24 protein-coding genes are annotated in these 24,528 nt (G+C 64.9%); 2 read left to right on the top strand and 22 right to left on the bottom strand.

The genetic code is table 11. The annotated features are described in order from the left end of the window. Positions 1-152 precede the first annotated feature (152 nt). The gene (locus DFR72_RS24950; RefSeq protein ID WP_143086767.1) at positions 153-2,594 is read left to right on the top strand and encodes a DUF6185 family protein; all 2,442 of its coding nucleotides are present in this window, start codon (positions 153-155) and stop codon (positions 2,592-2,594) included. Between the two features lie 403 nt (positions 2,595-2,997). Beyond that, on the top strand, positions 2,998-4,509 hold the full coding sequence (locus DFR72_RS24945; protein ID WP_211335522.1) for a hypothetical protein: 1,512 nt from the start codon (positions 2,998-3,000) through the stop codon (positions 4,507-4,509). Between the two features lie 258 nt (positions 4,510-4,767). Here the strand turns inward: DFR72_RS24945 and DFR72_RS24940 are convergent, their stop codons facing one another. From DFR72_RS24940 to DFR72_RS24835, 22 genes are all read right to left on the bottom strand, one after another. Beyond that, positions 4,768-5,058, bottom strand: a complete 291-nt coding sequence (locus DFR72_RS24940; RefSeq protein WP_090066894.1) for a hypothetical protein — start codon at positions 5,056-5,058, stop codon at positions 4,768-4,770. 109 nt (positions 5,059-5,167) lie between these two features. Then, positions 5,168-5,947 carry a M48 family metallopeptidase gene (locus DFR72_RS24935; RefSeq protein ID WP_090066893.1) on the bottom strand — a complete coding sequence of 260 codons (780 nt, stop codon included), beginning with the start codon at positions 5,945-5,947 and terminating at the stop codon, positions 5,168-5,170. Continuing rightward, positions 5,944-6,822, bottom strand: a complete 879-nt coding sequence (dprA, locus tag DFR72_RS24930; RefSeq protein ID WP_170176384.1) for a DNA-processing protein DprA — start codon at positions 6,820-6,822, stop codon at positions 5,944-5,946. The genes DFR72_RS24935 and dprA overlap by 4 nt, the downstream gene beginning before the upstream one ends. Positions 6,823-6,926: 104 nt before the next feature. Continuing rightward, a complete protein-coding gene (locus DFR72_RS24925) occupies positions 6,927-7,292 on the bottom strand; it encodes a hypothetical protein (RefSeq protein WP_143086766.1) in 366 nt (121 codons plus the stop codon). Between the two features lie 952 nt (positions 7,293-8,244). Next, positions 8,245-9,060: a DUF7178 family protein gene (locus DFR72_RS24920; protein WP_114773757.1), complete on the bottom strand. Its 816-nt coding sequence runs from the start codon at positions 9,058-9,060 to the stop codon at positions 8,245-8,247. Positions 9,061-9,089: 29 nt separating this feature from the next. Next, a complete protein-coding gene (locus tag DFR72_RS45040; RefSeq protein WP_143086765.1) occupies positions 9,090-9,485 on the bottom strand; it encodes a hypothetical protein in 396 nt (131 codons plus the stop codon). Between the two features lie 833 nt (positions 9,486-10,318). After that, positions 10,319-10,591 (bottom strand): DUF6355 family natural product biosynthesis protein, encoded by a 273-nt coding sequence (locus tag DFR72_RS47955; RefSeq protein WP_369679971.1) that lies wholly within the window; start codon positions 10,589-10,591, stop codon positions 10,319-10,321. A 157-nt stretch (positions 10,592-10,748) separates the two neighbouring features. Then, complete coding sequence (locus DFR72_RS24910; protein WP_090066888.1) at positions 10,749-13,343, bottom strand: AfsR/SARP family transcriptional regulator; 2,595 nt, start codon at positions 13,341-13,343, stop codon at positions 10,749-10,751. Further along, positions 13,340-13,693, bottom strand: a complete 354-nt coding sequence (locus DFR72_RS24905; RefSeq protein ID WP_090066887.1) for a hypothetical protein — start codon at positions 13,691-13,693, stop codon at positions 13,340-13,342. Before DFR72_RS24905 ends, DFR72_RS24910 begins: the two co-directional genes overlap by 4 nt. Before the next feature lie 17 nt (positions 13,694-13,710). Further along, a complete protein-coding gene (locus DFR72_RS24900; protein WP_245983472.1) occupies positions 13,711-14,076 on the bottom strand; it encodes a hypothetical protein in 366 nt (121 codons plus the stop codon). A 50-nt stretch (positions 14,077-14,126) separates the two neighbouring features. Further along, complete coding sequence (locus tag DFR72_RS24895) at positions 14,127-14,570, bottom strand: TadE/TadG family type IV pilus assembly protein (protein ID WP_090066885.1); 444 nt, start codon at positions 14,568-14,570, stop codon at positions 14,127-14,129. Next, entirely contained in the window at positions 14,567-14,977 is a 411-nt protein-coding gene (locus DFR72_RS24890) for a TadE/TadG family type IV pilus assembly protein (RefSeq protein ID WP_090066884.1), read from the bottom strand. Before DFR72_RS24890 ends, DFR72_RS24895 begins: the two co-directional genes overlap by 4 nt. 3 nt (positions 14,978-14,980) lie before the next feature. Then, positions 14,981-15,166 carry a hypothetical protein gene (locus DFR72_RS24885; RefSeq protein WP_090066883.1) on the bottom strand — a complete coding sequence of 62 codons (186 nt, stop codon included), beginning with the start codon at positions 15,164-15,166 and terminating at the stop codon, positions 14,981-14,983. Positions 15,167-15,205: 39 nt separating this feature from the next. Continuing rightward, positions 15,206-16,099, bottom strand: coding sequence for a type II secretion system F family protein (locus tag DFR72_RS24880; RefSeq protein ID WP_090066882.1), 894 nt, complete (start codon positions 16,097-16,099; stop codon positions 15,206-15,208). Then, complete coding sequence (locus tag DFR72_RS24875; RefSeq protein WP_090067088.1) at positions 16,096-17,001, bottom strand: type II secretion system F family protein; 906 nt, start codon at positions 16,999-17,001, stop codon at positions 16,096-16,098. Before DFR72_RS24875 ends, DFR72_RS24880 begins: the two co-directional genes overlap by 4 nt. Beyond that, entirely contained in the window at positions 16,998-18,398 is a 1,401-nt protein-coding gene (locus tag DFR72_RS24870) for a TadA family conjugal transfer-associated ATPase (RefSeq protein WP_090066881.1), read from the bottom strand. The genes DFR72_RS24875 and DFR72_RS24870 overlap by 4 nt, the downstream gene beginning before the upstream one ends. An 811-nt stretch (positions 18,399-19,209) precedes the next feature. Further along, positions 19,210-19,875, bottom strand: coding sequence for an SAF domain-containing protein (locus tag DFR72_RS24860; RefSeq protein ID WP_143086764.1), 666 nt, complete (start codon positions 19,873-19,875; stop codon positions 19,210-19,212). 115 nt (positions 19,876-19,990) lie between these two features. After that, positions 19,991-20,656: a hypothetical protein gene (locus DFR72_RS24855; RefSeq protein ID WP_211335521.1), complete on the bottom strand. Its 666-nt coding sequence runs from the start codon at positions 20,654-20,656 to the stop codon at positions 19,991-19,993. Between the two features lie 183 nt (positions 20,657-20,839). Beyond that, entirely contained in the window at positions 20,840-21,385 is a 546-nt protein-coding gene (locus tag DFR72_RS24850; protein ID WP_245983470.1) for a hypothetical protein, read from the bottom strand. A gap of 225 nt (positions 21,386-21,610) precedes the next feature. Next, positions 21,611-22,249 carry a prepilin peptidase gene (locus DFR72_RS24845; RefSeq protein WP_143086763.1) on the bottom strand — a complete coding sequence of 213 codons (639 nt, stop codon included), beginning with the start codon at positions 22,247-22,249 and terminating at the stop codon, positions 21,611-21,613. A 281-nt stretch (positions 22,250-22,530) separates the two neighbouring features. Next, entirely contained in the window at positions 22,531-23,370 is an 840-nt protein-coding gene (locus DFR72_RS24840; protein WP_090066877.1) for an SDR family NAD(P)-dependent oxidoreductase, read from the bottom strand. A 32-nt stretch (positions 23,371-23,402) separates the two neighbouring features. Continuing rightward, positions 23,403-24,518, bottom strand: a complete 1,116-nt coding sequence (locus tag DFR72_RS24835; RefSeq protein WP_143086762.1) for a GAF domain-containing protein — start codon at positions 24,516-24,518, stop codon at positions 23,403-23,405. Positions 24,519-24,528 lie beyond the last annotated feature (10 nt).

Genomic DNA, 24,528 nt, shown 5'->3' with positions numbered 1-24,528 from the left:
TCGGCAATATTCCCTGGACTCCACGGTCGCCGTAACGTTCCGTGACTGATGACGATGCTGAGGGGTGACGCCACGACGACCGTACGGAGCCGCTAAGGGCTTCTTCGGAAACGGCGGCCGCTTGTCCGTCCCTGTCGAAACGAGGTCGTTTGGTGGCGCCGTCTTCGCGTCGCAAGGCGCGGGCCAAGTCGGAACCTGGACAGTTCGGCCTGACACAGAAGCTGCTCGCAGGCCTGACCTTTCAACGCCGGGAACCTGAGTTCCTGCTCCTGCCATCGCCACTGAACCGTGCGGTGTCCGTGGCGTGGGGGCGTCTACGTGCATGGCGGCCAAGGTGGGCTTGGGCCGCACTGTTCGTTTTGCTGGCAGGAGGAGCCTCTATTGGCGGAGTCTCCTGGTTCGCCACTACGCCCAACCCCTCGATCCCGCAAAACCTGAAGTGCGACAACGGAACCTTCCGGCAGGCCAAGGTCACCGCACGCGTCCAACTCGACGTGGCCGGGCTGGACTATCCGCGCGTCACCAGTGACCTGGAGATCACCGTCCCACGCTCGACGCCTGGATCCGAGTTTCTGCTCACCGGGCCTAGCAGCGAGACGGGCAGAGCCGCTTTCGCCTGTTTGCTGGGTGACAGCCGCAGTCCGTTGGAGGTGCGTCAGAGCCCTCCGAAGGTTGTGACTCGTGACGGAGCAGTCGTTGTTACACAGCATTCGTATGCGGACGTGCTCAACACAAACGTGGTGTGGGCGGACCTGGCGAGAATCGACGTCGATACCAGTGGTCAGCCGTGGTTGCTGACGATCGACGCGCCTTGGGGTCTGCGATTCGCCCAATGGGACGTCACACTGGGCGCGCCAGAAGGTTGGTTGTCGGGTCCGTGGCCGTCGAATCCGGTGGAGGTCAGCACCACCCAACTTCGGTGGCCATCCTCCGTCCCCGCAGCGTCACGCGACGGGAAGACGGGTGCTGATATGAGCCACGTGGTCGTTTCCGCCAAGCTCAAACCGGACACCAAATCCGCGTTCGCCGCGGTGGCCGCCGACCGCTGGCACAAACCGTTCGCGTGGGGCGCCTACTGGTTGTCCGCTCTTGTCTTCGCCTTGTACATCCGCTGGGTTCTGCGGATCCCGCGGGGCCAAAGGCGGTACGAATCACCGGCAGGCCGAGCCACGCGCTACTTGCCTCTTCTGGTCTTCATGGCCGGTACACAGGCGGTCCTGGACGCGTTGCCGCCCATGCATCCCAAGTTCTGGCCCAACTTCGGCTGGGCCGCGAACGGGGCGTTGCTCGCCGTCACGGCCCTGGCAGCGTTGCACTGGCGAGTGCCACGTATTGCCGTTCTGTTGTTGTACGCCGCCGGCCTGAACGCGTTGTTGTTCGCGTTCCCGAGGCGGGAGATCGCTGGCCGTTGGTGGGCCGACATGGCCGGTGTCGTACTGGCGTTCATCATCACCCTGCTGTTCGTGATCTGGGTGGGCAAGGCGCTGCTCACCCTTTTGCGGGAGCAGACGAGTACACCTCTCTGGTTGTGGGGTGTGGGCTCGTTGTGTGCGGCCGTGCTTATCCTGGAGAGGGTGGGGCTTGCGTGGGTGAACAACCAACGTCAGCAGTGGCTTGGTCTTCGTCAGGTGGACCGCGCCGTCACTGAGCTCTACCGCTACTACCCGCTGGATCTGCTCGATGAGACCGCGTGGCTGGCACTGCTGGTCGGAGCAGCGGCGGTGTGGCGTCATGCGATGCATTCCTTCCAGGACAGCGCGAAGTCACCGATGCCGGTCGCCATCGCCTTGTTCGCAGTTGGTCCGATGTGGTGGGACGTTCACCTCTGGGGTGTCTGGTGGTGGGCTTGGCCCCTCGGCGGTGTCGCACTCGCCTTGTTCTGGCTGCTGACACGGCTGCACAGGCCACCCGTGCCGGACAACTCGGCTGCGGGCGACAGGAAACCAAACCCGACGCACACACTTGTGGCCGCCGGGCCTGGCGGATCACCAACGGAGAACATGCGGACGGCAGTCAGGTTCGCTGCGGTGCCGTCGCTGATCGCCGGCACCGGACTGCTCATCACCGAGTGGGTCGTCTATCCGATGCTGTCAATCAACCAGCAGGACTCCGTGGTGCTCGACGTGCTCGACACCATCGCGTGGGAACTCGCGAAGTGGTTGCTGGCCGCTACGGCTCTGGGGCTCGCCTGGCGGCATCTGCCCGGAAACCGCTGGCTGAGCAAAACGGTGCCCATCCTGCTGGCTTACGCCGTCGCTCCGGTTGGGCAGTATTTGGTCAACCGGGCATCGAACGGTGTCGCGAACTGGGTACCACTGGTCGACGTCATGTTGTTCACGTCTGTGATGCTGTTCGTGGCTCTGCGACTTGACTTCGCCTCGCCGCCGGCTGACCGCCCACAGCGCGCACTTCCAGGCCGTGTAGAGAAGTTCCTGATGTACGTCGGCCTGTCCAACATGCGCGGGCGATGGGGAGAGGCGCTCACGTTGGTCATGGCCTTGCTGGCGATCTGGGCCGCGATCACCGGAGGAGAAGTGGCATTCCCCAGCGTCGACCCCGGCCAATTCTCCCGGCAGGTGCCAACGGAGCACTAAGTGGTCACGTACTGGCGAAGTACGCCTGATCCCGCTCGGTGCAGGAGCTTCCACGTCTAACTATCCTGCACCGACTGGCCGCGGGCGAGCCGCCTGACGCTACGGAACGCCGCACAGATTCCGAACCGCAGCGAATGCACTCTCATGCCGATGAGCGGATGTTCGGCACTACCCGAGCGACAGCACGATAGCTTGATCATGCATTGTTGAGGTTTGATCGGATGGTGTTGATTGAGGGGTCGGCCCCAACACTCTCCCGCCGTCGGAGCGTGGCCTCGTACAACGTGATCGTATGGCCAATCAGCTGCAGCCTGGTTGGCCATACGAACATGACACAACAAGGTCACAATCCTCAGCTTCTAGCCGCACTTTGGTAACGGACGGTCCAGAGGTCGACGATCTGGTGATCGTCACCTACTTGGAGGGCATCGACATGAGCGATCGTGATGCAGACGGGACAGGTCAGCCAGCTTCCGGTCAAATCGTTCGAGTGACCCCGCGCGCTGCGGTCGAAGCCGCACGCCAGGACCTCGAAGCATTCGAGAGCCTCATGCTTAGTTCCATCGACCGGTTGGGACTACCTACCGAGGGCATCATCGTCGATGTCAGGGAACGGGAGAGGCTGCTACGCAACGCGGAGGACGCCCTCGACAAACTCAATGACGAGCAGCGCGGCCGCGCCTCCTACATCTCCAAGATGATGATGGCCGCGTCGGTTGGGCTGTTCGACGCCGCGCTGACTTATCTCTGGGACGAGACGATCAGCGAGTTGCGCAAGCGGGTGGCCGCCTTCGATGTCGAGTACTTCTTCGACCTCGCCGAGCCTGACCCCACCAAGCGCAGGGGCCTGCGCACCCCTGAGGATTTGCCTAAGCTCGACGACTCCAAGCTGATGGAGGCAGCGAGTAAGATCCAGCTGATCAGCGACGTCGGCTATAAGCAACTCGACCACATCCGGTACATGCGCAACCACGCCAGCTCTGCGCACCCGACCGAGGTTTCTCTAAGCGGACTGAGTCTGGTGGCCTGGCTGGAGACCTGCATCCGCGAGGTCATCACCTTGCCGCACGGGACCGTAGTCGCCGAGATCGGTCGACTGCTGCACAACATCAAGACGAAGCGCATGGCCCAGAGCGAAGTGGACATCGCCGCGGCGTCCTTCGACAACCTCCCTCCAGACCAGGCCGATAACCTCGCTGCCGGCCTGTTCGGGATTTACAACCCACCAGACGCGAGTCCGGACGCACAGGACAACATTCGCAAGCTCTGGCCAGAACTCTGGCCGTACGTCGACGAGGACAAACGCATTGACTTCGGCGTCAAGCTCGCTCGATTCCGAGCCAATGGAGATACCGACCGGGCCACGCGCGCCCGGGAGCTGCTCGATCTCGTCGACGGCACCGCCTATCTGGCCGACACCGAGCGCATGGCCGAGCTTTCCCAGGCGCTCGATGACCTCATCACCACTCACGAAAGCTGGAACAACTTCGCCAACGAGCCCTCGGCCGCCCGCAGGCTTCAAGCGCTGGCAGGAAGACACGGCCAGGTCCCGAACGGATTCAACACGACCTATGTTCGCCAGCTCGTATACGTGTTCCTCACCAACGGACATGGTGCATCCTGGGCTGCTGATCCCATATACAAAGACCTGATCAGCAAGTTCGACACCGTTCAGGCCGGAATCGCGCTGCGCACCTTCACTGACAGCGCGATCTCCAGTCGCCTCCAGCACGCTCTCTCTAAAGAGAAGTGGGGCGAGCTTCTCGATCTCATCGAGCCGAAACTCACCGGGCGCCGGGACCGCACGCTTCTCGACACTGTCCGAAAATTCAACGGCACTCCTGACCAACTCATTCTCGACAGCGAGATCAAGCGCCAGCTGGGACTAAGGAAGACGCGCAGCGGAAAGCCGTGAAACCTAGGCGCCGAGCACTGAAACCCAATTCGACAGATCACAGGGTTTTCGCAGGCGGGAATGCGGGAGGCCAGCGACGCGCCAGCTTCGCCACGAGATCAAGCTACTGCGCGCCCGATTTCAGGTTCGCCGTAAGTGCGTGACGAGATCATGCCGTATATGGGAAGGAAGGCGCAGAGTGTGATGCTGGTTCTCTGACGTGAGCTCGTTGGGCACACAAACGGCTGACCGTCAGACCATTACGCCTAGGGATCGAGCTCACTCGGCCGTAGCTTCGGCGGCATCCTCATTCCCGTCCAACAGCTTGTACAAGTTGGTCCGATCCATGCTCAGCTCCCGTGCGACCTGAGCCTTCGGCACCCTGTCCTCGATCGCCGCGGTTATCCGCGTGAGCCGTGCCTTACGAGCCTTCTTGAGCTTCTCGAGCGTGGCGACTCGGTCCGCCTGAAGTTCGGCCTCTTGCTTGCGGATCTTCTGGAGGTGGTCCTGCAACTCCTGCACCTCGGCCGCGCTCTCCCGAAGCAACTCGAAGTGCTCTTCCTTGTCCACGTCCCACCCCTTCCGGCCGCTATGCTCGAGGCACAAGCTGAGCAGACCTGTTGTATCACGGTGTGGACCGCAACACCTCAGCTCGACACCAGCAGGCTCCGCGGCGAGTTCACGAGGGTCGGTTCCAACCGCCCAGCCAGGCGTGTCGGCCGGCCTCAACGAGTTCGACCTGACGCCGCCGCCAGTCCGGCATCCACTGGTTCATCTGTCGTTGCCAGGCAGGGCCGTGCGAACGTCCAGCGGGGCTGGTGGCGTGCGCCATCTCGTGAGCCAGCAGGTACTCAACGAGCCGCACAGGCAGGCTGAACGCCGCCCAGTGCGCGGCGACGATGTGCTTGGGCGGGGTGTAGTACAGACCCCAGTGACGGCGACCGAGGTCGCGGACGACGTAAGTCAGGTTCGAGATCTGGCCGTCCAGCTCGTACTGGCGCCCGTGCTGTTGCAGCCATGCCAGCCCGATCTTGCGGTAGAGGCTGACGATCGCTCGGCGTATCTGGGCCGGCGGCTGCCGACGTACGTACAAGATCCCTTCTGGGGCGAACGCCGGCAGCTGCTCGACACCCGCGGGCGCGTGGTCAACGAGCCGAAGCCGATAGCTGACCCCGTAGAGACGGAACTCCTCCCCGTCAATGAACTCTTTGATCGGGTGGGCGGGCGCCAACTGCGTGGCGATCTTCACCTTCTCGGTGAGCCACTGCCGTTTGCAGGTGACGAACCACGTGATCAGACGCGGGTCTGTGGTCGGCGGGACCAGGACCAGGACCGCGCCGCCTGGCTTGACCTCAAGCCCGAGTCGGCGACGTCGCGGGCGTATCACCACCTCGACCTGCCAGTCGGCTGGCAACGACACCGCTGCGAGGGCCGCACGAAACGGCTCTGAGCTGGTCATCGCAAGCCCTCCCGGTAGTGGACGTGGTCGAGCGAAGTCACCACCGTGGCGGCACCGACACGAAGGAGTTCGTTCACCCCGGTCGATGTGGCGGAGTGGATCGGCCCGGGGACGCCGTACACCCGCCGGCCTAGATCATTTGCGACACCAGCGACCGTGAGCGCGCCGCTACGTCGTCCAGCTTCAACGATCACGGTCGCCGCCGTCAGTGCTGCCAGCAGGCGGCACCGCGCGCGGAAGCGGGCTCGGATCGGCACTGCACCGATCGGGTACTCGCTGACCAACAGACCACCTTGATCAACAATCTGCTCGTACAGGCGGACGTGCTGATGTGGATAGGCTCGATCCACACCGCACGGCAGGACTACAACTGTCGGGCCGTTTGCGGCAAGCGCGCCGTGGTGGGCAGCCTCGTCCACTCCGAGGCCCCCGCCGCTGACAACCGCCGCACCGGCATCCGCCAGCGCACCGCCGAAATGTGCGGCAATGGTGTTGCCGTAAGCAGAAGACGTACGGCTGCCTGTGATCGTGACGGCGGTGTTGGTCAGCTCGGTCAGCGAAGCCTTGCCGCGCAACCAAAGGGCCAGCGGGACGCCGTGGCCCACCAGAGCGGACAGCCGGCCCAGCGGCCATTCCTCGTCCTCCGGGACCAGCAGACGGGCCGCGCCGTTGTCGATGGCCCGCAAGTCGTCTTCTATCTGTGGGTCCTGCCGAGCAACCTCGAAGAGGACCGCAGCCGGAGCGGCACCGTTTCGGATGCGAGAAACGGCGTCAACGGGGCCGTGCACGGCGACGAAGTGGTGCACGGCAGGTGCGGGCGGTTCCACTGCGCGCGAGAGGAACAGGCGGGCGCGAAGCACGTCGGGTGACGACATGATCAACTCTCCTGACGAGTGTCGTGTCGGTTCCGTCATCCGTAGACGACTTGACCGAGGGTGGCGAACTGAACGATCACGTCGAAGCCGACGCAGTCGAGCTGTCAGAGCGCGTCGGTGGCGGCGTCGTGGCTGTCGGCTTCCAGCACGTCGACGATCTGGCCAGTGATCTCGTCCGACAGTTGGACGGAATCGCGCTCGCTCACGATGCGGCGCATGGTCGCGAGCATCATGTTGTGGTCCAACGTGAAACGGTCGCCGCTCTCGTCTTCGATCAGTTCGACGTTCCAGTCGAGAACCTCATCGGCGGTGGTGTCAGTGCCATCTCGCGTAACGGTTCGTTCGTGGGCGACTGTTGCCCAGAAGCAGCGCATGTCCCATGATTCGAGCCACATGCACCACGTGTCGTCGGCCGTGAGGTGCGGCGTGCGGCATTCGTTCGAGGTTTGGGGGTTGCTCTGGTCCTTCACGTTCTTCTCCGTCCACATAGGTGCTGAGCAAGGGGTTCTTGCCAGCGAAAGGGTTTGTGAGTCTGATCAGCGGCAGTGCCCGGTGATCTGAACGAGGTGTGCCATGTCGACCACGGGCCCAGCCCAGTAGGTGACATGTGCCGGCGCATCTCCTATGCCCCATACACAGAGCCTGAAATCGGGGTCGCTCGGGCAGGCCCACACTGACCTGCAACCAGGCCCGTCGGGTGCAGGATGACCGTGTTCGTCGCAACGGTGGCTCTCAAGCGCGCCACCCCAGCAGAGGCCCACGTGTTGAACCGCACGGCCGTAAGGGGCGTCAAACGGGACAGCGTGCGACTCCTGTTGTGCAGCAGCCCAATCCGTGAGTTCGTCAGGGGTCAGCGGCCGATGAGAGGTGATCAAGACACGGACGGTGTCAGCGTCGTTGAGCCGACCGTGATCACTGCTGTCTGCGAACGCGAACGAGCTCGGACTTGTGAACCACAACGTGATCCACTGCGGGCCGCGATGCCATCCGCGCGCGTATCCGCGTCGATCGAGCAGCTCAGTGATCGGGACCGGCGGCAACGCGCCGTCCAGTCGTCGGTCCGGGCGCGGGGTCCACCTGTGAGCGCGAAGATCATCGTCAACGGTCGGGTAGATCATGTCCGTGGTCCGGACCCCGGAATAGCCGCTTGCCGCGCGACTCAGTGTGTCTGCCAAACCGCTCATGCGTCCCGTGACGTTGCGCAGTCCCTTTGCCGACATGGGCTTTGAACTCAACGTGTCGTCATGCAGGTCAGCTACCTGACAGCGGAGTTTCCCCGCGAGATCGCTCAAGCTCGTGAGGCTGTCAGCCTGCAGGCGGTTCACCGTCTCCAGGGAGCGGACGCGCTCTCGTTCCTTCTCGAGCTCCGTGCGAAGGGCGTCATGGGTGGCTGACCGGTTGCGACTCATTGTGAGACCTCACTTAGGCGGCTGACTGGTATCCCGTTCCAGGGCACATGGCCAGGTTGGGCAGGTAGGTGGTCCGGAACTCGTTCCACGCGCGCTCTGAGTTGGCGCGAGCGTGGTTGCGGCCCTTGTCCAAGCGGTTCGGACCGCGTCGCTGCTCCGCTTCCTGGTTGAGCCGTTGGCGGACCAACCAGGTCACCGCCTGCACCTGGTGGGCGGAGATGTGCTCGCCTGCAAGTGCAGAGATCCGTTCTGCCGCGCGGTGGTACAGGCTCACCACGTGGTCGTAGTGCCGGCGGGAGATCGAGCCGTCCTTACGGCGGGACCCGTTCACGGGCGCAGATTCGTACTGCTCGGACATGAGCGCCCGGCCATGCGCCACAGACAGTGCGTGGCGGTCGATCACCACGCGCGGGTCATCTGGATCCCGGTCTCCGCCGAACTCGATCAGGTGGGCGAAGTCGCGGATCTTCGGGCCGCTCAGGATGTCCTCGTAACGCTCCCCGTTGAGCAGCCGATCCGCCGCGCGCTTCTGCCCGGTCGTGGCGAACATCCCGCAGCCGGGCCCACCGATCCCCTTGCCCTCACGCAGGACACGGGCAGCGTTAAGGACGTTGCCGATCCACCCCTGTTGCGGCGAGTAGATCGCGAGCATTCCGGCGCCGAGATGGGCGTTGCCACCGGCGATGACGGTCGCCACGTGGTGCGCGTCGGAGTACCAGCGCATCCCTTGCGCGATCTCGTCACGCGTGGCCTGGTTCCAGTGCCACACGATGTTCTGGTGGCCTACCGGATGCACCCGGAACCACGGGTGCGCATGGGTTTCAGGCATGGCAGCTCAGCCCCCGGAGTCCTCAGGATTCACGCCACAGACGGGGCAGGAACCGGAATCGACGTCATGGCAGCGAAATCGAAGATCGCGAGTTGACCGGTTTCCGCAGCGAGCGTGATCGCTTCGGACAGGTCCGCCGTCACCACCGAAACGTCGAGGTAGACCCGACCAGTCATGGGGTCGCACCAGCCTCCGAGGACACGGCCCGGCAGCGAAAGGGCACCCTTCACCGCCGATACGTACTCATGGATGTCACTGCTGGTCACGCGACGTTCGTAGACACACTCATGCTCCGGATGCACTGCAACCGCGTAACCGCAACGAACGTCCGAACCGTCGCGGGGATCGACAGAGAAACCGCCGTCCAGCACCGACAAGGCATCTGCCATCGCACTAATACGGGCAGACCAATCGATCAGAGTCATAGTCATGGCAGCACTCCGCTTGGCGAGAGAGATTGGCTGAATGACGTAGCGATTCAACCCAGCGCAAATAGACGTTCAAGAGCCGTCGCTCGCGCTTTCAGGACTGATCGCTGCCACCGACACCAACAAGCGAGGCGCTGACCGAATCGAAAGGGCTCACAGGGACGCCGTGCCCTGATCCTCACCCTTCTCAAATCAGAGTGTTGACCTCTGGTCGTTGAGTCGACATGTAGAAGTACACTCCTACAGTCGACACTTTGCAACCCCCAATTTCCTGCCTCACCCGAAATGATCATTCATCCGCCGGCATGCCTCCCGTTCGCCGTTGACCCGATTTCAATCATGCAGAGCGCACCAGCCAGCAGTAAATGCGAACGCACGCATTAAACTATTCTTGGGCGGTGGAAAGTGGGGAACGAAGAGACGGAGACCATCGCACTCAAGGCAACCAAGGGGTCAGAGGTTACGCGGGCCGACCACCAGCCAAGTCGACTGTTCCAACGCCTGTCGGCCACCGAGTCGGGTGCTACGCGGGTAGCCCTAAGACCGCCTTTGACCAGCGAAGTCGACCGCACCAGGGGCTTCCCGCCTAGAGGGAAGCCGGAGAGGACCGTGCTCGGGAAGCCCAGCGGGGCCACTCATGAGCGTGGCGCCTCGGCGACCTGGGTCACGGAGGCGCCACGTATTTCGAACGTGACAAACAGAACCAAAGGGGCCGAATCATGGGCCTTTCAAACATGCCAAGCAGATGAGCATGATTGCACTTATCGCACTACCCCATATACTACCCGGGAAATCAGCAAGCACCGACTGCCCTCCACTCAGCATTGCTATTAGACACGAGGTTGCGACACAGAGCACATCTGGTTCCCAGGCGGTCCGATCAGGTTGGGCGGCGTGGGGACGTAGTAGGCGTTGACGACCACTTGCCCGCCAGAGCGGAAGAAGGGGTGTTGGGCCCAGGGCGATTCGCACGCCGTCCCGGTGTTTCCTCCGCTCCAGTGGAACTTGATGAGGATGAAGCTGTCAGCGCAGTGGAAATAGCGCGCCGTGAGTTCTCCGACCGGTTGGGGCAACGGAACGAAGCCGCATCCGGGTGACGGCATGATTCTGGCGGAAGCATCAGCCTCCTGAGGATCAGCGATAGCGGCCGCGGCGAACATGGCTACGGCACTGAGCACGCTGGCGAGTCGACGGTTCATCGGAATGGCTCCAATCTGGAAAATGGTTGGTAGAGCTGGAAAATCGAAGGGCCGCAGCGGCTCAGGACGCGGCTGCGCGATCGACTGAGACGGTCTGCTGGCGGAGAAGTTCGGCGAGGTTGCACGTGTCGACGCTGGGTTCTGCGTCGATCTCGCTGAGCGTGGCGGTCAGCAAGGCGAGCGTTCGCGGAACCGCGCTGTGCTGCCCCAGTCGAGCCTGGGTGCGCATGATGTCGCGGTAGACGCCTTCGTTGTACTGATCGAGCTTGCGCGCCCGCTCAAGCAGCAGGAGTTCGGTCTTGGGATCTGCACCACCGTGCTCGCTGATCAAGGCGCCAAGAGCGTCCAGCACATCACGACGCGCGGACTCTCGAAGCGGTTCAAGCCAGGGAGATGACAGATCTTCAGCGAGGTCGCCCGTGTAGAGGTCAACAGCGGTCTGCAGCTGCGATCCCTGGAGTGCCCGACGGAACTGCCAGAGGTCTACATCCGCAAGCTCGTCATTCAGCCGATAGCGGCCGTCGTCGTTCAACACGAGGTCGGTCATCACGCCGTCCGTAGCGTCCGCGAGCACGCGGCGAAGCACGGACAACGCGTTGTGGAACGAGTTGTACGGGCGCGGCGGCCTGCTGTCGGGCCACACGGCCTCGTTCAGGGCCTCTCGACGCACGCCCTGTGGATGCAGTGCCAGGTGGACAAGGACTTCACGATGCTTCGGAGTGAGCAGGCCGTTGAGCTCGCGAACCTCGGAGTCTGCCTGCACGAACACAAGCTCGAACCGGCCGAACACCTTCACCAACAGACGAGGTTCCGCGGAAGCCGCGGCATCAGTGATGTTGTCCGCCACCACGCGCGGACGAGGTTGGGGAACTGACGGCCTTGGCTCAAGGTCAGCTTGATCACCGCTTGACGTGCCCGGAACGCCGAGGTCGATTTCGGCCTCTCGAAGAACAGTGAGCAGGTCCGCGGCCTCCGTGGCCGGCAGGTGAAACAGCCTCGCACCGGCGAACGCGTCACCGAGGCCCGAACTGGTGGCGCTCACCGTCCCGTCAGCTCGAACTACAACTGTCGCTCCTGGCCGCCACTGGCCAAGGAGGATGCCTGCGAGGCCGAGAGTGGATCCGTTGTCCAGCACTGCTTGAAGTCGGCGTTCGGCGTGTGCGGCGGGGCAGGCGACCAGCACGACGGCGGGCGAAGGAGTCCGAGGTTCGCCGTCTGCGCGACGTGCGCGAGTGAGCAGGTTCGCCTCCATCTCATCGAGCGCTGCGTCCAGCGAGTTAGCGACTTCCACAGCCTTTGGAAGCCGTTCAGCATTAAGCCCTTCGAAGAGCAGGTGGAGGTCTTGGGCGGGCACGAGCACACGAAGGTTCTCGTGCCCCTGCTGCTTCGCCAGGATGTGCAGGAGTAGCGCTCGGACCGCCGCGGTCGCGCCTGGTCCGGCCAACCCGATGCCGCGCGTGCTGGCGAGGTTCACGGCGAACTCGCCTCCCGGCCTCGAACCGACCGCTGCGGGCACGAGCATCGGTCCGCCGTACGACTCGGTCTCGCCTGCTCCGATCAAACGAATCTCGCGTCGGGACGGATCGAAGTTCTGGCAGACGACTTGCAGCGCGCGGACTGCAGGAGCTGTCGGCCGACGAAGGTCCGCGCGTTCCCCGCTGCCGAGCTGGTACCGACGTCGCCGTCGCATCTGCGTGGCCACCAGCACGGCCGAGATCGCCCCCGCCAGGCCGGCACTCATGTACACGGCAGGCATTAGGTCGACCCCCTGCACCGCCTGATCATCACGTGGCTCGGCGACCTGCTCCACCTGGGCTGGTGCAGTAGCTGTGCTTGGTGCTTCGTTAGTTGAAGGTGGGAGTTGTTGCGACGGCCGGCCTCCCGCCAGTTCTGGCACGTAGGCGGCGATCTTCCAGCCTGGTCGCACAAGGTCGGGATTGGTGAGGGAACGCCCGTCCGCCTGTACGACTCCACAGTTGAGCTGGAAGAGCTCAGGCCAGCGTTCGCCGCCGCCTGGCCCGTAGACGCGTTCGGCGACCCTCCACAAGCTGTCGTAGATCCCGTCGTGCGGAAGCCGGATCTCGTCAACGACTCGCACGAGGCCGGGCGGTGCAGGCGCCACGCGATCGATCACCAACTCGGTCTCTGCGGGCAGCGCGGCGTTCTGCGCGACAGGGCCCGGCACCGTGGGCGCGACCGCTCTGACGGATGTCGGCTCGTGGAAGCGAACATCCGGCCCAGCAACAGGTGTGGTTGCCAGCGCGCGGTTGGTCAGGAGGGTCAGCACGACGGCACCGATGAGGGTGCTGGCGAGTGCTTGCAACGGCCCTCGTGCCCGAGTTGCTTCCCAGGTCATGCCGCGGAGAACATCGATGATGGAGCGAAGGACGGCCAGGACGAAGCAGAGCCAGGAGATCCAGCAGACGATCGCGAGCAGGTTGATGAAGAGCTGGCTGCTCATTGGGTTGAGCAACGTGGCCTGAGTTTCGTCCCACGTCGGTAGGTGGTCTGGCAGTGGCCAGCCGACGAAGTGCGCCAAAGCCCAGGGCAGGCCGGCCACGAGCGTGGACAACGCGACGAGCGCCAACGATCCTCGCACCAGACGGACACAAGCGAGCACCGTGACCCTGAGCGCCATCGTCGAATCGTTGGTCATGGCGTATCGGTTTCCTGCGGTGCAATGGAATCAGCTGCGTCAGGGGCCGTCATGGACGGAACTGCTGTTCGCCGCTTGCGCCTTCCGCGGTTCGGTTTGCGAGCGCTGACGATCTGTTCGAGGTCCGTGGAAGGAGTCTCGGTGAAGGCGGCCAGTTCATCGATGGCGATCACGTCGTTGTTGTCGATGATCACGTCACCGATCTGCTGGTCAATCTCAGTGAGCCGCTGGAGCACCGCCGTGCGCTCGTGCGCGAGCTCGCCGACGAGCAGGGCTGCTTTCGTTCGTTTCGCGCTGCGTGAGGAGTCGGCTTCCTTGACGCGGCGGGCGATGTCGTCAGTCGTTGCCATCTCCGGTTTCCTTCCTGCTAAGAGATTCCGCGTTGCGGTTGTGCTTCGCCGCGGCCGGTGACCGTGATCGTGTCGACGGCAAAGAGGCCCAGGAGCTGGGAGCGTTGGTGGATCGTCACGGTCACGGTGACGGTGTTGCCGGTGACCAAGACCGATCCGGTGTGGCGTGAAGCGGCGAGGTGATTCCGAGCCGCAGCGGTGGCTCGGGCCGGTAAGAGGCGCAGGGTGCCGTCAACCCGGTAGGCGGCCAGGTCGATTTCCTGTGCTCCGGCACGGGCGGCTTCTTGCGCCTGTCCCATCGCCTGGACTTTCGCGGCGAGCGCGAGTCCGCCGTCGAGGACGAGGCCGCCGAACGCGAGCACGGCGACCGCGACGGTGACCACGTAGGCGGTGACCTGGCCGCGTTGGTCAGCGCGTAGTCGTTCGAGCGTCCTCATGGCGCGGCTCCCGACGTTCCGCGCCAGGTGTCGACGACCGAGGAGAATGTGCAGGTGAGAGTGCGGCTTCCGGGTAGTCCGAGCCCCGACAAGTCGCTGAGGTCGACGGTGCACGAGATGGTCGCGGTGACCGTGGAGCCGGGCCGGAGTCCGGCCGTGTCGATTGCGACGGCCAACGACCGGCAGGTGACACCGGAGGCCGCGAGCGCCGAGGCAGCGGTCTCGTGCGCTGCGGCGGTGGCCTGGGCCGGTGTTCGAGCTGATGTTGCCGCTCGAACGGCTTGGTGCGCGACGTCGCTGATCCGTACCTGCGTGGTCGCCAGTCGGCCGCAGAACACCACGAACAGCAGCAGGAGAACCAGAAGCGGTGCTCCCAAGGCCAGTTCGGCTGCGGCGGAGCCTCGTTCGTCTCGCAGCCGTGCTCGTATCGCGGGCCTCACGGCGACACCGCCGGGGTGAATTTCTCGACGGGGCCGACAGCTTCTGCGTGCACCGCGAGAGACAGGAACGGAACCACGCTGACCGCCTTCCCCTGGACCTGGACGGAGGCTTGTGCTGGACCGCGTTGTGCGGAGACCGTTGCGCCACGTAGCGTTCGGCTACCGAGCTGTTCGAGCGTCCGCTCCCCTGCTGCTGCGCCGGCACCAGCGCTCCCGCCCAGGACGCGGGCGGAGGACAAGCCTTGTGCTGCTGCGGCTTGTGCGATGTGGGCCGCGTGCATGTACAGCGCAAACTGCGCGATCAACAGGAACAGCAGGAACAACAGCGGTGCGGTGATCGCGAGCTCGGCTGTGCCGCTTCCTCGCTGATCGCGGCGAGCGCGCTGGATGAGCTTGAGCATCGTCATCGCCTACAACTCGATGCTGTTGGCCTTCTGGATGGCCTTGGCCACGATGACCGCCACGATCGCGATCGCCGCGGCCACCACCAGCGCGGTGGTCACGACGAACTCGGTCGAGTAGCCCCGATCGTCGCGGCGCGCCTTCTCCAGACCGGCTTCGAAGTAGAGGACGAGAATCTGGATCTCGATGAACATGAACCCCTCCTAGCTGCGTTAAGTGGCTGGTAGGACCCTTTAGAGCCCTTCCAAGACGTTCAGAACTGCCGGGAAACCGATGAAGATCAAGAACCCGGCGCAAAGCACGACGACCGGCAAGCTCATTCGTTCGGTGGCCGCCTGTGCCTCGGCCTCGGTGAGAGCCAGCTCCCTCGTGCGGAGAGCTCCGGCTTTCGCCGCGAGGCTGGCGCGAACCCGAGCGCCTTCCGTGCCGGCGAGGCTCACCGAGGCGGCGAGCTCCGTGAGCGGTCTTACGCCGAGCTCGGTGCCGAGCTGACGCAGGGCGGCCCAGGGTGTGCTCCGGGTGAGCTTGGCGGTCACGAGGGCCCTGCGAAGCTGCTCGAACGACCAGCCTTTGCCGACTCCAACCGCGACGTTCAGCGCTCCGTCGACACCTGCTCCGCCCGCCAGCAGGACCCGGATCAGGTTGAGGTACGCGGACAAGGCGTGTCGGAACGTCGAGCGGCGTTGCTCAGCTTCGCGGCGAACGTGGACGTCCGGCAGGAAGAAGCCTCCAACTGCGAGCGAAACGCTTGCCAAGAAGGGGAACTGCCAGCCGATTCCTGCATCGGCGACCAACAGCACCAGCTGCATGAGCGGGGGCAGGAGGCTTCCGGTCACCGCGAGGGCGGCTTTCTCGGCCAGGTGGTCGTCAACGGCTTTGCCAACGACCGCAAGGTCACCTCGAAGCGCTTTGCTGGGCAATCCGAGCGAAGACAGGGCGTTCACGAACGGCTTGCCGAAGGCCGAGGCCCAGCCGTTGGAGCTGGTGGTGAGGATCGGAGCAGGTGAGGGCTCGGCCTGCAGCTGGTCGACCAGCGCGCGTAGCGACGGCCGTGGCGGGAAGACGTACGCCGCGAGCATCCACAGCCCGATCCCGATTCCGGCTCCCCAGAGCGCCATGCTGATCATGTCGTCGCTCCCTTGCTACTGGCCGCTTCGTCCACAACGGACTCAGGCGTGCGGATCGAGCCCAGCTCGGTGAGGAATCGGTCCGGTTCGCGGAACCGCGAGATCTTCGTCATCCAGGCGAATGCCGTGGCGAACAGCGCGCCGACGAGCAGGAGCGCGAGCTGGCCGACCGGGGAGTCGAACGGGCGGAGGTAGTCGCGGTTGAACAGCACAAGGCCGGCGGCGAACACGAGCGTCGTGATGACGATCAGCCGCACGCTGGTCCGGCTGCGAGCGCGCCCGGCATCCACGCGCATCCGCATCGTCGCCTGCTCCCGTGCCTCGACAGCGAGCTCGCCAAGCAGGTCCGCGAGCTTGCGGGCTTGGTGGTCGGAAGCCAGTACGAGTGCGGAGATGACCAGGTCCGCAGTCGGGTCGTGCAGCTGCTCGGCGAGTTCACGGAGGCCTGGCGCCAGGCGCTCGCCGCGTTCCAGCCTCATCGCGAGGGCTGTGATCTCGTCCCGGATCGGCTCCGGGCAGGTGGACGCGGTGGCGATGATCGCCTGTTCAAGACCGGCCGCGGCCATGAGCGTGTCGCGGAGCATCTCCGTCCAGCCGGCGATCGCCTCGATGCGTTCGAGCTGCCGTTGGTGGTCGACGTTCGACGCCAGAATCCGCGGAAGGCCGAGCACCGCGGCTGCGCACAGAGCGGCGCCCACCACCCAGCCGGTGAACATCCCCACCCCGATGCCGACGAGCAGCGCGACGGCGAGGCGACCGACGATCTTCTGGTCGAGGTGCTTTGCACGGGCGGCCGGTCGTGCCTCGCCTCCGGGCTGGCCGCGCAGGCCGATGACGACGAGCAGGACACCGGTAGCGGCGCCAGCGCCGAGCAGGGCGAAGAGCAGCGTGGTCGTGGTCATGGCGTCCACCAGCCGTCGCGTCGGTCGCACAGTTCGGGGTCGTAGCCCGCCTCGACGAGCAGTTCGACGGTGTCGGTTCGCAACGGCGCGGCCGGGACCGCGCGCCGGTCTGGGCCTGGGCTCCAGCACTCGTTGCTGATGATCTGCGCCCCTTCGGCCCCGACCACCTCCCGCACGGACGACACGACGCGTTTGCCGTCGTCGCCACGCGGCTTGTCCAGGTGGACAACGAAGTGCAGCGCTGAGGCGACGAGCAGGTTGGTCGCCTCGATCGGCAGCCGCTCGGGTCCTTGGACGGCGTAGGCAGCGAGCTTGGTGAACGCGCCCTGGCTGGAGCTGGAGTGCAGGGTGCCCATCGAGCCGTCGTTGCCCATGGACATCGCGTTGGTCAGCGGGATGACCTCAGGGCCGCGAATCTCGCCGACGATGACGCGGTCGGGGCTCATCCGCAGCGACTGCCACACCAGGTCCGACATCGAGATGCCGCCCTGGCCCTCGATGTTCGGCTCGCGGGCTTGCAGCGGAACGACATCCGGATGGAGGTCTGAGTCCTCGCCGAGGCCGAGTTCGAAGACGTCTTCGACCGTGACGAGCCGCTCCCACGACGGGACGGCCGATGCGAGACCGCGGAGCATCGTGGTCTTGCCGATCGACGTGCCGCCGGTGACCAGAACGTTGCGGCGGGCGCGCACGAGAGCGAACAGGAAGCTCTCCAGCGCCAAGTCGATGGTGCCGAGCTCACGCAGCTGCGGCAGGCCAACCTTGGAGAAACGGTGGCGACGGATCGAGACCGACGGCCGTGCGGTGACAGCCATGACGGCCGATACCCGTTCGCCGCCGGGCAGCTGGAAGTTCACGATCGGCGAGCCGCGGTCGAACCTGCGTTCCTCTACACCGGACCGGGTGGCCAGGTCTCGGATGAGCTCGATCAGCTCGGTGTCCGAGGCGACCACCGGCGGCAAGCGCTTGCGGCTGCCGTCGGCGCACCTGACGAAGACGCGCTCTCCGTTGATGTTGATGTTCTCGATCTCGTGGTCGGCCAGCAGCGGCTCCAGACCTGCCAACCCGAAGACCTCGTCGAGCACCTGTTTGATCAGGCGCAGCTCCACGTCGGGCGTGACCAGCATGCCGCCGGCCGCGGTGTTGTGGAGTTCCGCGCGAGCGTGTGCCTCAGCGGCGTCGGTGAGGATCGCTTCCGCGAAACGCCGACGATCCTGCGCAGACATCGGTGGTCGCTCAGCGGCTTCGTCGCCGTTGATGCGCTGGCCGAGCTGCTCGGTGAGTGCGCTGCGCAGGTGATCGCGCAGTCGTTGCACCGCTGCTGCCTCTCCGACGACGTGGTGAGGCAGTTCGGACGGTCCTGCCAAGCTGGTGCCGTTGAAATTCGGCGAGGTCATGACGAAGCTCCGTCTCGGTGAGGCACAACCGGCTGCAGCGCGGCAACCGGAGCCAAGTGGCGGGCGGGTTCTCGCGGCTGTGGCACGGTGGCGTTCAAGCGCGCTTGAAGACTCAGTGCGAGCTTGAGAGCGGCTCTGCCGAGAGCAGACTTCTTCGGTCCGTTCCTGCCATTTCCCTGACCACACAGAGCTTCCGCGCCCTTTACGTCGGGCGGGAGGTGTGCCATCACCGGGACGCGCAGCTCTTGGGACACCTGGTTCGCGCTGAGGCCTCCCCCGACCAGCACCAGGCAAGGCCGTGGCGACCACTGCTGGGCGGCCTGGAGCTTCAGCGCGACACGGGCGAGTTCCTCCTCCCGCGGACGCACGACGAGCAGCATCGCGTCAGCGCTGCGGATGATCGACAGTGACGGCGAAGCCGGATCCACTCGCCCGCAGTCGGCGATCACGACGGTGTCCGGCCGGTCACCAGTGCGCCGCAATGGCGATGACGGGCCTGTCGCCAACAAGCTCAGTGCTGCGCGGGCTTGCTCAGCTCCGACCGGTCCAGGGACCACTCGAAGTCCGCCAGGGAGGAACTGAGCATGCTGGACGAGCTGGTCCGGGTCGACGTTGCCACGGGTCCGAGTCGAGGCGGCCAGGCCAACCAGGGTCGGCTCGGGGCTCAGTCGGAACCTGGTGAGCAGGTCACCTCCGCCGGGGTCGGCCTCGACGACGATTGGAACCTCAGGACCAGGCCAGCGGGCGCCAAGCGCCACGGCGAGCGTGGTCGCACCTGGAGAGGCTTTCAAGGAGCAGACAGCGACGAGCATCAGCGGTTCCCTCCCGCGATCGCGAGCAGACTCACCTGTCCGGCCGGCGCCAGCAGCAGCGCGCGACCGTCTGTTTCGGACATTCGCAGCGAGACGACGGTGGTCTGCTCGTTCTCGCGCCCCGAGACACCGAGCACCACCGCGGTCCAAGACTTCGCGGCCACGTCCGGTGTCCCTTGGTCTGGTGCCAGCAGAACGGCAACGGTCGTACCTGCGGCCAGGTCGGGAGGAAACTGTCCAGGCTTGAGCCCGACCGCAGCGATCGCCTTGCCCTGCTCGGGAATCTGCGGGGTGCCGAGCATCGATCGCGTCACCAGGGTCCCCTCGGGGAGGCTGTAGGCGAGGGGCTGCCCGACGGTCGTCGGTGCGGCCGAAGCAACGATCACGTCCATCCCCACGTCGACCGCAACGGCGATTGGCCGGAGGTCCTGCGCGGCCAGGACTTGGCCTGCCGTGACAGGCCGTGCCAGGGCAAGAACGCTCTCCCTGTCTCCCAGCTCAGTCGCGAGCACCGCCCCTCCGAAGCCGCAGGCGGGAATCAGCAGGAGTCCCAGCAGCAGGTGTGGAATCCGACGGCGACGGCCGGTCCATCGCTTACGCGTCTTGCCGTCGCGTGCGACCCACGTCGAGGGTTGGGACGGCGGTTTGGTGTTGGTCGTGGTCATTTCGGGCCCCCTTTTGGCATGACTCCATCGCGACACGTCGGCTCAGCGGTTCGACGTGCCTTGAACTAGCGGATGTGATTGCGCGGACCGCCTGTCGAGGCGGACGAGAAGTTGGTCAGCCGGTCGTGATCCCCTGGCTCTCAGCCACGCGGAACGAAGCCGAGGCGGTGGTCGACAGGTTCGGGAACGTCCCGCTCTGTCCGGCGCCGGACCAGGTCACGGCCCACTGCACCTTGACGCTCACCAGGAAGGCTTGTGCCGGCCGCCCAGCTGATGAGGACCTGTACGTGTGCCCGCAGTCAGGTGAGGCGCTCTTCGGGTCACCGCCGGAAGGGAACGGCGTACCGGAGCTGGTGCACGTCACTGAGCTGCCGTCGCCCATCGACCAGGTAGCGGACAGGGGCCTCGCGACGGCTGTCACCGACACACCTGGCACGGACGCGGTCGCCGAGATGTCGCCCCAGCTGTCCCGGTCCAGCCACATCCAGGTGGGCAGGTTGACCAGCTGCTCTCCAGCCGGGTTCGCGCGGATCTTCGGCATGGGCAGGCGCAACCGCTTGCGTGCCATTTCCGCGACCTGCTCCGGGCTGGGCGGCGGAGCGTCAGCGCCCGCTGGAACCCAGATCGGACCGCGGGAGTCCGGATCTTTCCCATCCGGGGAGCACAGCAGCATGAACCACCCGCCAGGTTCCTTCGGCGTCTCCTGGCCGGGTCCTGGTCCAGCGGGCACGTACCGGCAGCCGAGCAGTTTGTCGTCGCCGTTCTGTTCCTGGCCGCCCACCGGGCGCTGACCGTGACTCGTCGAACCGTCCGGGCGTCTTCCAGCCGAGACCTGGCACCAGGGCGAAGACTCCTGAGCGCAAGTGGTTACGCCCCAGGCATCATCGGCAGCCACGGGTGGTGAAGCAACCAGGAGGAGAAGTGCTGCCGCAAGTGCTATGGGAACGATTGTTCGTCGCATCGCTCAACAGCTCCCGATCTCGTGGACGGCGTAATCCGAAACCTTCCACGTGCCGTCCGGCTGCTTGTCGACCGCGGCCTTGATGAGCCGCCGTCCGCCCGGCACGTCGTCGGCGAGTAGTTCGCTGTCCTTGCGGTACTTGAGCCAGCTCGTCGAGTCTCCGCAGTCGGTGATCACGACCCTCGTCGGAACGTCCGCCGGCTGCGCGTCCGACGCCTTCGGGTCGAGGATCGGTTTTCCTTTGCTCACCAGGACTTTCTCCCGATCCGACCGCAGGCTTCGTTTCAGCTTGTCCAACGCGACGCCAGCCGCGTACTGATCGAGCAGCTGTGATTCCGGGTCCGAAGTGCCGCCCGCGTCGGCGAAGCCCTCCCACATCCCTCGGTAGGCGGCGACCGCGTTCGTGCGGGCCAGTTCGGCCAGCTTCGCAACAGAGGTCGTCTCGGTCGGCGACGTTGACGGCGCAGGTCCTCGATCGCATGCGCTTGCCGCTACCAGCACGCCGCCAAGCGCGAACAACTTCGTGGTCTTCTTCATCGCGGCCTCCACGTGGGCATGGTGAAAGTTGGTGTCGAGGTGGTCTCGCTTGGGGGCACGGAGACCACCTCGACTCGTGCGCCCGGAGTGAAAGTGACTTCCGGGCGAAGTTCTTCGGCATGCGCGAGCAGCACGATGAACACGAAGGTCGCGCAGGCACGGTGAAGCGCCCTTGGCGCCTCGTAAGCGATGACAGGATCGGTTTCCGCAAACGGCAGGCACATCACGCAACCTCCGTCAGGCCTGCAACATCACGTAGACGGCTCCGCTGAGGAGCGCTGGCCCGAGCGCAACTGGATCGTGACGACCAACCCGCTTCGCCATGAGCAACACGCGCATGACGACCCACACCAGCAGCAAACCCACGGTGAGTCCTAAAACGACATACATCCAGCCGCACCAACCCAGGTACAGCGCCAAGGCCGTGGCAAGCGTGACGTCGCCGAACCCGAGCTCGGCGGCAAACCTCTGGTAGAGAACCAATCCGGCCACGAACACAGTGACGCTGGCAACTCCCGCTCGAAGCAGCGGCTCGAAGTCGCGCTGCGAGAAGGCCTCGGCACTGATCAACGCCAGGCCACCGAGGAACAACGCGCCGACGACCTTGTGCGGCAAGAGATGGCAGGTCCAATCGACCAGGGCAAGCACAGTTCCCACGATCAGCAGCCAAGCTAGTGGCTCTGCGGATCGCGGTGCCACCAGCGCTACATACGTCAGCGAGGAACCCAGAAACAGGCTCGCCGCAAGGGAAGTGGTCTTCGCGGGCCAGCTGACCAACGGCCAGCACACCGGCTCGCGCCGCGTGATCGAGAAGGCGGTGAGCACCAACAGCGGCCCAGAGGCCAAGCCAAGCAGGCCGTAGGACAACGCGAACATCACGCCCTCCAGCAGATGAGAGTCCGAAGGGAGTGATCAACGCCGGCAAGCGCAACGACACGTTGCGGAGCAGCGGAAGGTGGTTACTGGTAGTAGCGGATGGTCGCCGAGACATCGTGATCCCCGATCGCGTTCGAGGCCAGCCCAGGGCTGCCTCAGATCTGCGTTTCAGGGATCAGCTCGATAGCGACAAAGCCAACCCAATCGGAATAGTCCGATTGGCCTAGCGTAAGCAGTGGTCCGGATCACGTCAAGTCCTGTCCAGGCCTGACCTCAGTTCGTCATCGCCGAGGCTTCCTCGATCGACGCTGACTCAGCAACCGTGTCACCGCTGGAACCAGATCCTGATAGATGCCACCCAAGAGGTGGACAAGGGCAGAGACGGCACGTGCGTCCGTACCGACCAGGACACGGGCGCGACGACGCTCGACTCCTCTTAGGACAGTGAGAGCCGCTTCTCTCGGCTCGGTTCGCGCGACGCTCTTCTCGAACTTTCGCACCACTGCGTCTCGCGGCTCGCTGGCGGCGTACAACCCATTGCGGACGATCGGCGTCCGGACGCCACCGGGATACACACAAGTCACGGAGACATCGCTGCCCGACTCGGTCAACTCCTGCCGCAACGACTCGCTGAACCCTCGGACCGCGAACTTCGACGAGTTGTAGGCGCCGTACTTCGACGTCGCCATCAAGCCGTACGCGCTCGAGAAGGTGACGACTCGCGCCCCGCGTGAAGCCGTCACAAGAGGAAGGAACGCCTTCACGGTGTGCACGGTCCCGAGCCAGTTGACCGCCATAACGCTGTGGATGTCGGAGATCTCCGACTCGACCAGACTGCCGCGATGGATGATGCCCGCCGCGGAGAAGAGGGCGTCGACCCCGCCGAACTCCTCCCCCACCAGAGCGGCGACCTGCTGCATTGCGGCCCAGTCGGTGACGTCAACCATTCGAGTGATCACGCTGCCGTGGTCGCACTGGTCGGCGGTGGCCTCCAAGCCGTCGGCATCTCGATCAAGCAGGGCGACGTGCGCCCCCCGCTGGGACAGCTCGATGGCGAGGGCACGCCCGATCCCAGAACCGGCACCGGTGATCACAGCGATCTTGTTCTCGAACCAGCTCATGATCCCCCGGCATCTCAACCGAACGATGACAGTCAAACGCTGTCAGGCAGGGTCAGCGTCACCAGCGCGGCAGTGGTGTGCTGATCGAGCAGCATGAGTGCCGCTTCGACGGCCACCTCCATCCAGTCGTCGCACTCGGAGCGAAGACGCAGCAGGCCACACGCTCGCCCTCTGGAAGCAAGCTCCTCCGAAATCTTGGCAGCCGCCCGGAGATCCTCGCGATGAATCGCCGGTCGACGCGCGACCTCGAGCTTCCAGGCGATTCCCGGCATCGGATCGTCGATCCACCTCAGCAGCCTCATCGTGCGCAGATCGACGATCGCACGCCATCTGCCGGATGCCGCTTCAGCTGCGAGAACTTGCTGAGCGAGCAGCACGGGAGCTCGAGGAGGTGCCGCCGGCACGCTCTCGGCCGGGCCGATGTCGTGGGTGATCCCGCGGACGATGCGCTCGATCCGCCCCGCGCCGGTCCGCACCTCGACACACCGGCAGGCGAAGTGCACCGCGCGTCGAACTCCGTCGTCCCGCGTCACCGTCCAGGTGGCTTGGTGCTCGTTCCCGATGGTCGCGTTGACGAGAAGCGCTAGCGCCTTCGACTCGTCGGAGTTCGTTTGCAGGCGCCCGTAGGCGAACAGTTCGGCCAGGTCGTGCTGGTTCCGCCAGTTCTTCGCACTCGTCCCGTAGAGCTGCAGCAGATCGTCCGACCTGCTGCTGACGTGCTGGGTGAGGTTGATGTGCCACGCACCGGCCAGGCCGCGCGCGGGAGGTTCCTCGCCCGGCCGGCCAACCCACACAAAGACACCGTGGACCCCTCCGCCGTACGTGATCAGCGGATGGCCGACGATTCGGCGCTTGCCCGAGGTCGCGTCGACTTCGAGAGGCTTTCCGGTCTCTACCACCCGAGCGATCAAAATCAGCACGTCCGAGAGAAATGGCCCACGGCTCAGAACATTTCGCAATGGAACGAGGTTTCTCGGATTACGCCCAACCGCCATCACCGTCGACTCTCTCCGGTGACCGCCGAACGTCTCCACGAGCAGCCAGTCCGTCGCCATCGCTCCGTCCCCCCGGTCGAAGATTGGCCTGACCAGCCAGTTCGTCGCCATGGGAGCGATCAGTACCCCAATCACTGACGTGGTCGGGTACACGATGACACGC

Origin of the sequence: Lentzea flaviverrucosa, assembly GCF_003350445.1 — a bacterium.
Lineage (GTDB): Bacteria > Actinomycetota > Actinomycetes > Mycobacteriales > Pseudonocardiaceae > Lentzea > Lentzea californiensis.
Note: the sequence above shows the minus strand (reverse complement) of the source record. Positions and strands in the feature narration are given on the sequence as shown.

Bases quoted from the DNA above. Each gene is read 5' to 3' on its own strand.
- DFR72_RS24935 (WP_090066893.1), bottom strand. From the start codon at position 5,947: ATGACCAGCTCAGAGCCGTTTCGTGCGGCCCTCGCAGCGGTGTCGTTG.
- dprA (WP_170176384.1), bottom strand. From the start codon at position 6,822: ATGTCGTCACCCGACGTGCTTCGCGCCCGCCTGTTCCTCTCGCGCGCA.
- DFR72_RS24920 (WP_114773757.1), bottom strand. From the start codon at position 9,060: ATGCCTGAAACCCATGCGCACCCGTGGTTCCGGGTGCATCCGGTAGGC.
- DFR72_RS45040 (WP_143086765.1), bottom strand. From the start codon at position 9,485: ATGACTCTGATCGATTGGTCTGCCCGTATTAGTGCGATGGCAGATGCC.
- DFR72_RS47955 (WP_369679971.1), bottom strand. From the start codon at position 10,591: ATGCCGTCACCCGGATGCGGCTTCGTTCCGTTGCCCCAACCGGTCGGA.
- DFR72_RS24910 (WP_090066888.1), bottom strand. From the start codon at position 13,343: ATGACCAACGATTCGACGATGGCGCTCAGGGTCACGGTGCTCGCTTGT.
- DFR72_RS24905 (WP_090066887.1), bottom strand. From the start codon at position 13,693: ATGGCAACGACTGACGACATCGCCCGCCGCGTCAAGGAAGCCGACTCC.
- DFR72_RS24890 (WP_090066884.1), bottom strand. From the start codon at position 14,977: ATGACGATGCTCAAGCTCATCCAGCGCGCTCGCCGCGATCAGCGAGGA.
- DFR72_RS24885 (WP_090066883.1), bottom strand. From the start codon at position 15,166: ATGTTCATCGAGATCCAGATTCTCGTCCTCTACTTCGAAGCCGGTCTG.
- DFR72_RS24880 (WP_090066882.1), bottom strand. From the start codon at position 16,099: ATGATCAGCATGGCGCTCTGGGGAGCCGGAATCGGGATCGGGCTGTGG.
- DFR72_RS24875 (WP_090067088.1), bottom strand. From the start codon at position 17,001: ATGACCACGACCACGCTGCTCTTCGCCCTGCTCGGCGCTGGCGCCGCT.
- DFR72_RS24870 (WP_090066881.1), bottom strand. From the start codon at position 18,398: ATGACCTCGCCGAATTTCAACGGCACCAGCTTGGCAGGACCGTCCGAA.
- DFR72_RS24860 (WP_143086764.1), bottom strand. From the start codon at position 19,875: ATGACCACGACCAACACCAAACCGCCGTCCCAACCCTCGACGTGGGTC.
- DFR72_RS24845 (WP_143086763.1), bottom strand. From the start codon at position 22,249: ATGTTCGCGTTGTCCTACGGCCTGCTTGGCTTGGCCTCTGGGCCGCTG.
- DFR72_RS24840 (WP_090066877.1), bottom strand. From the start codon at position 23,370: ATGAGCTGGTTCGAGAACAAGATCGCTGTGATCACCGGTGCCGGTTCT.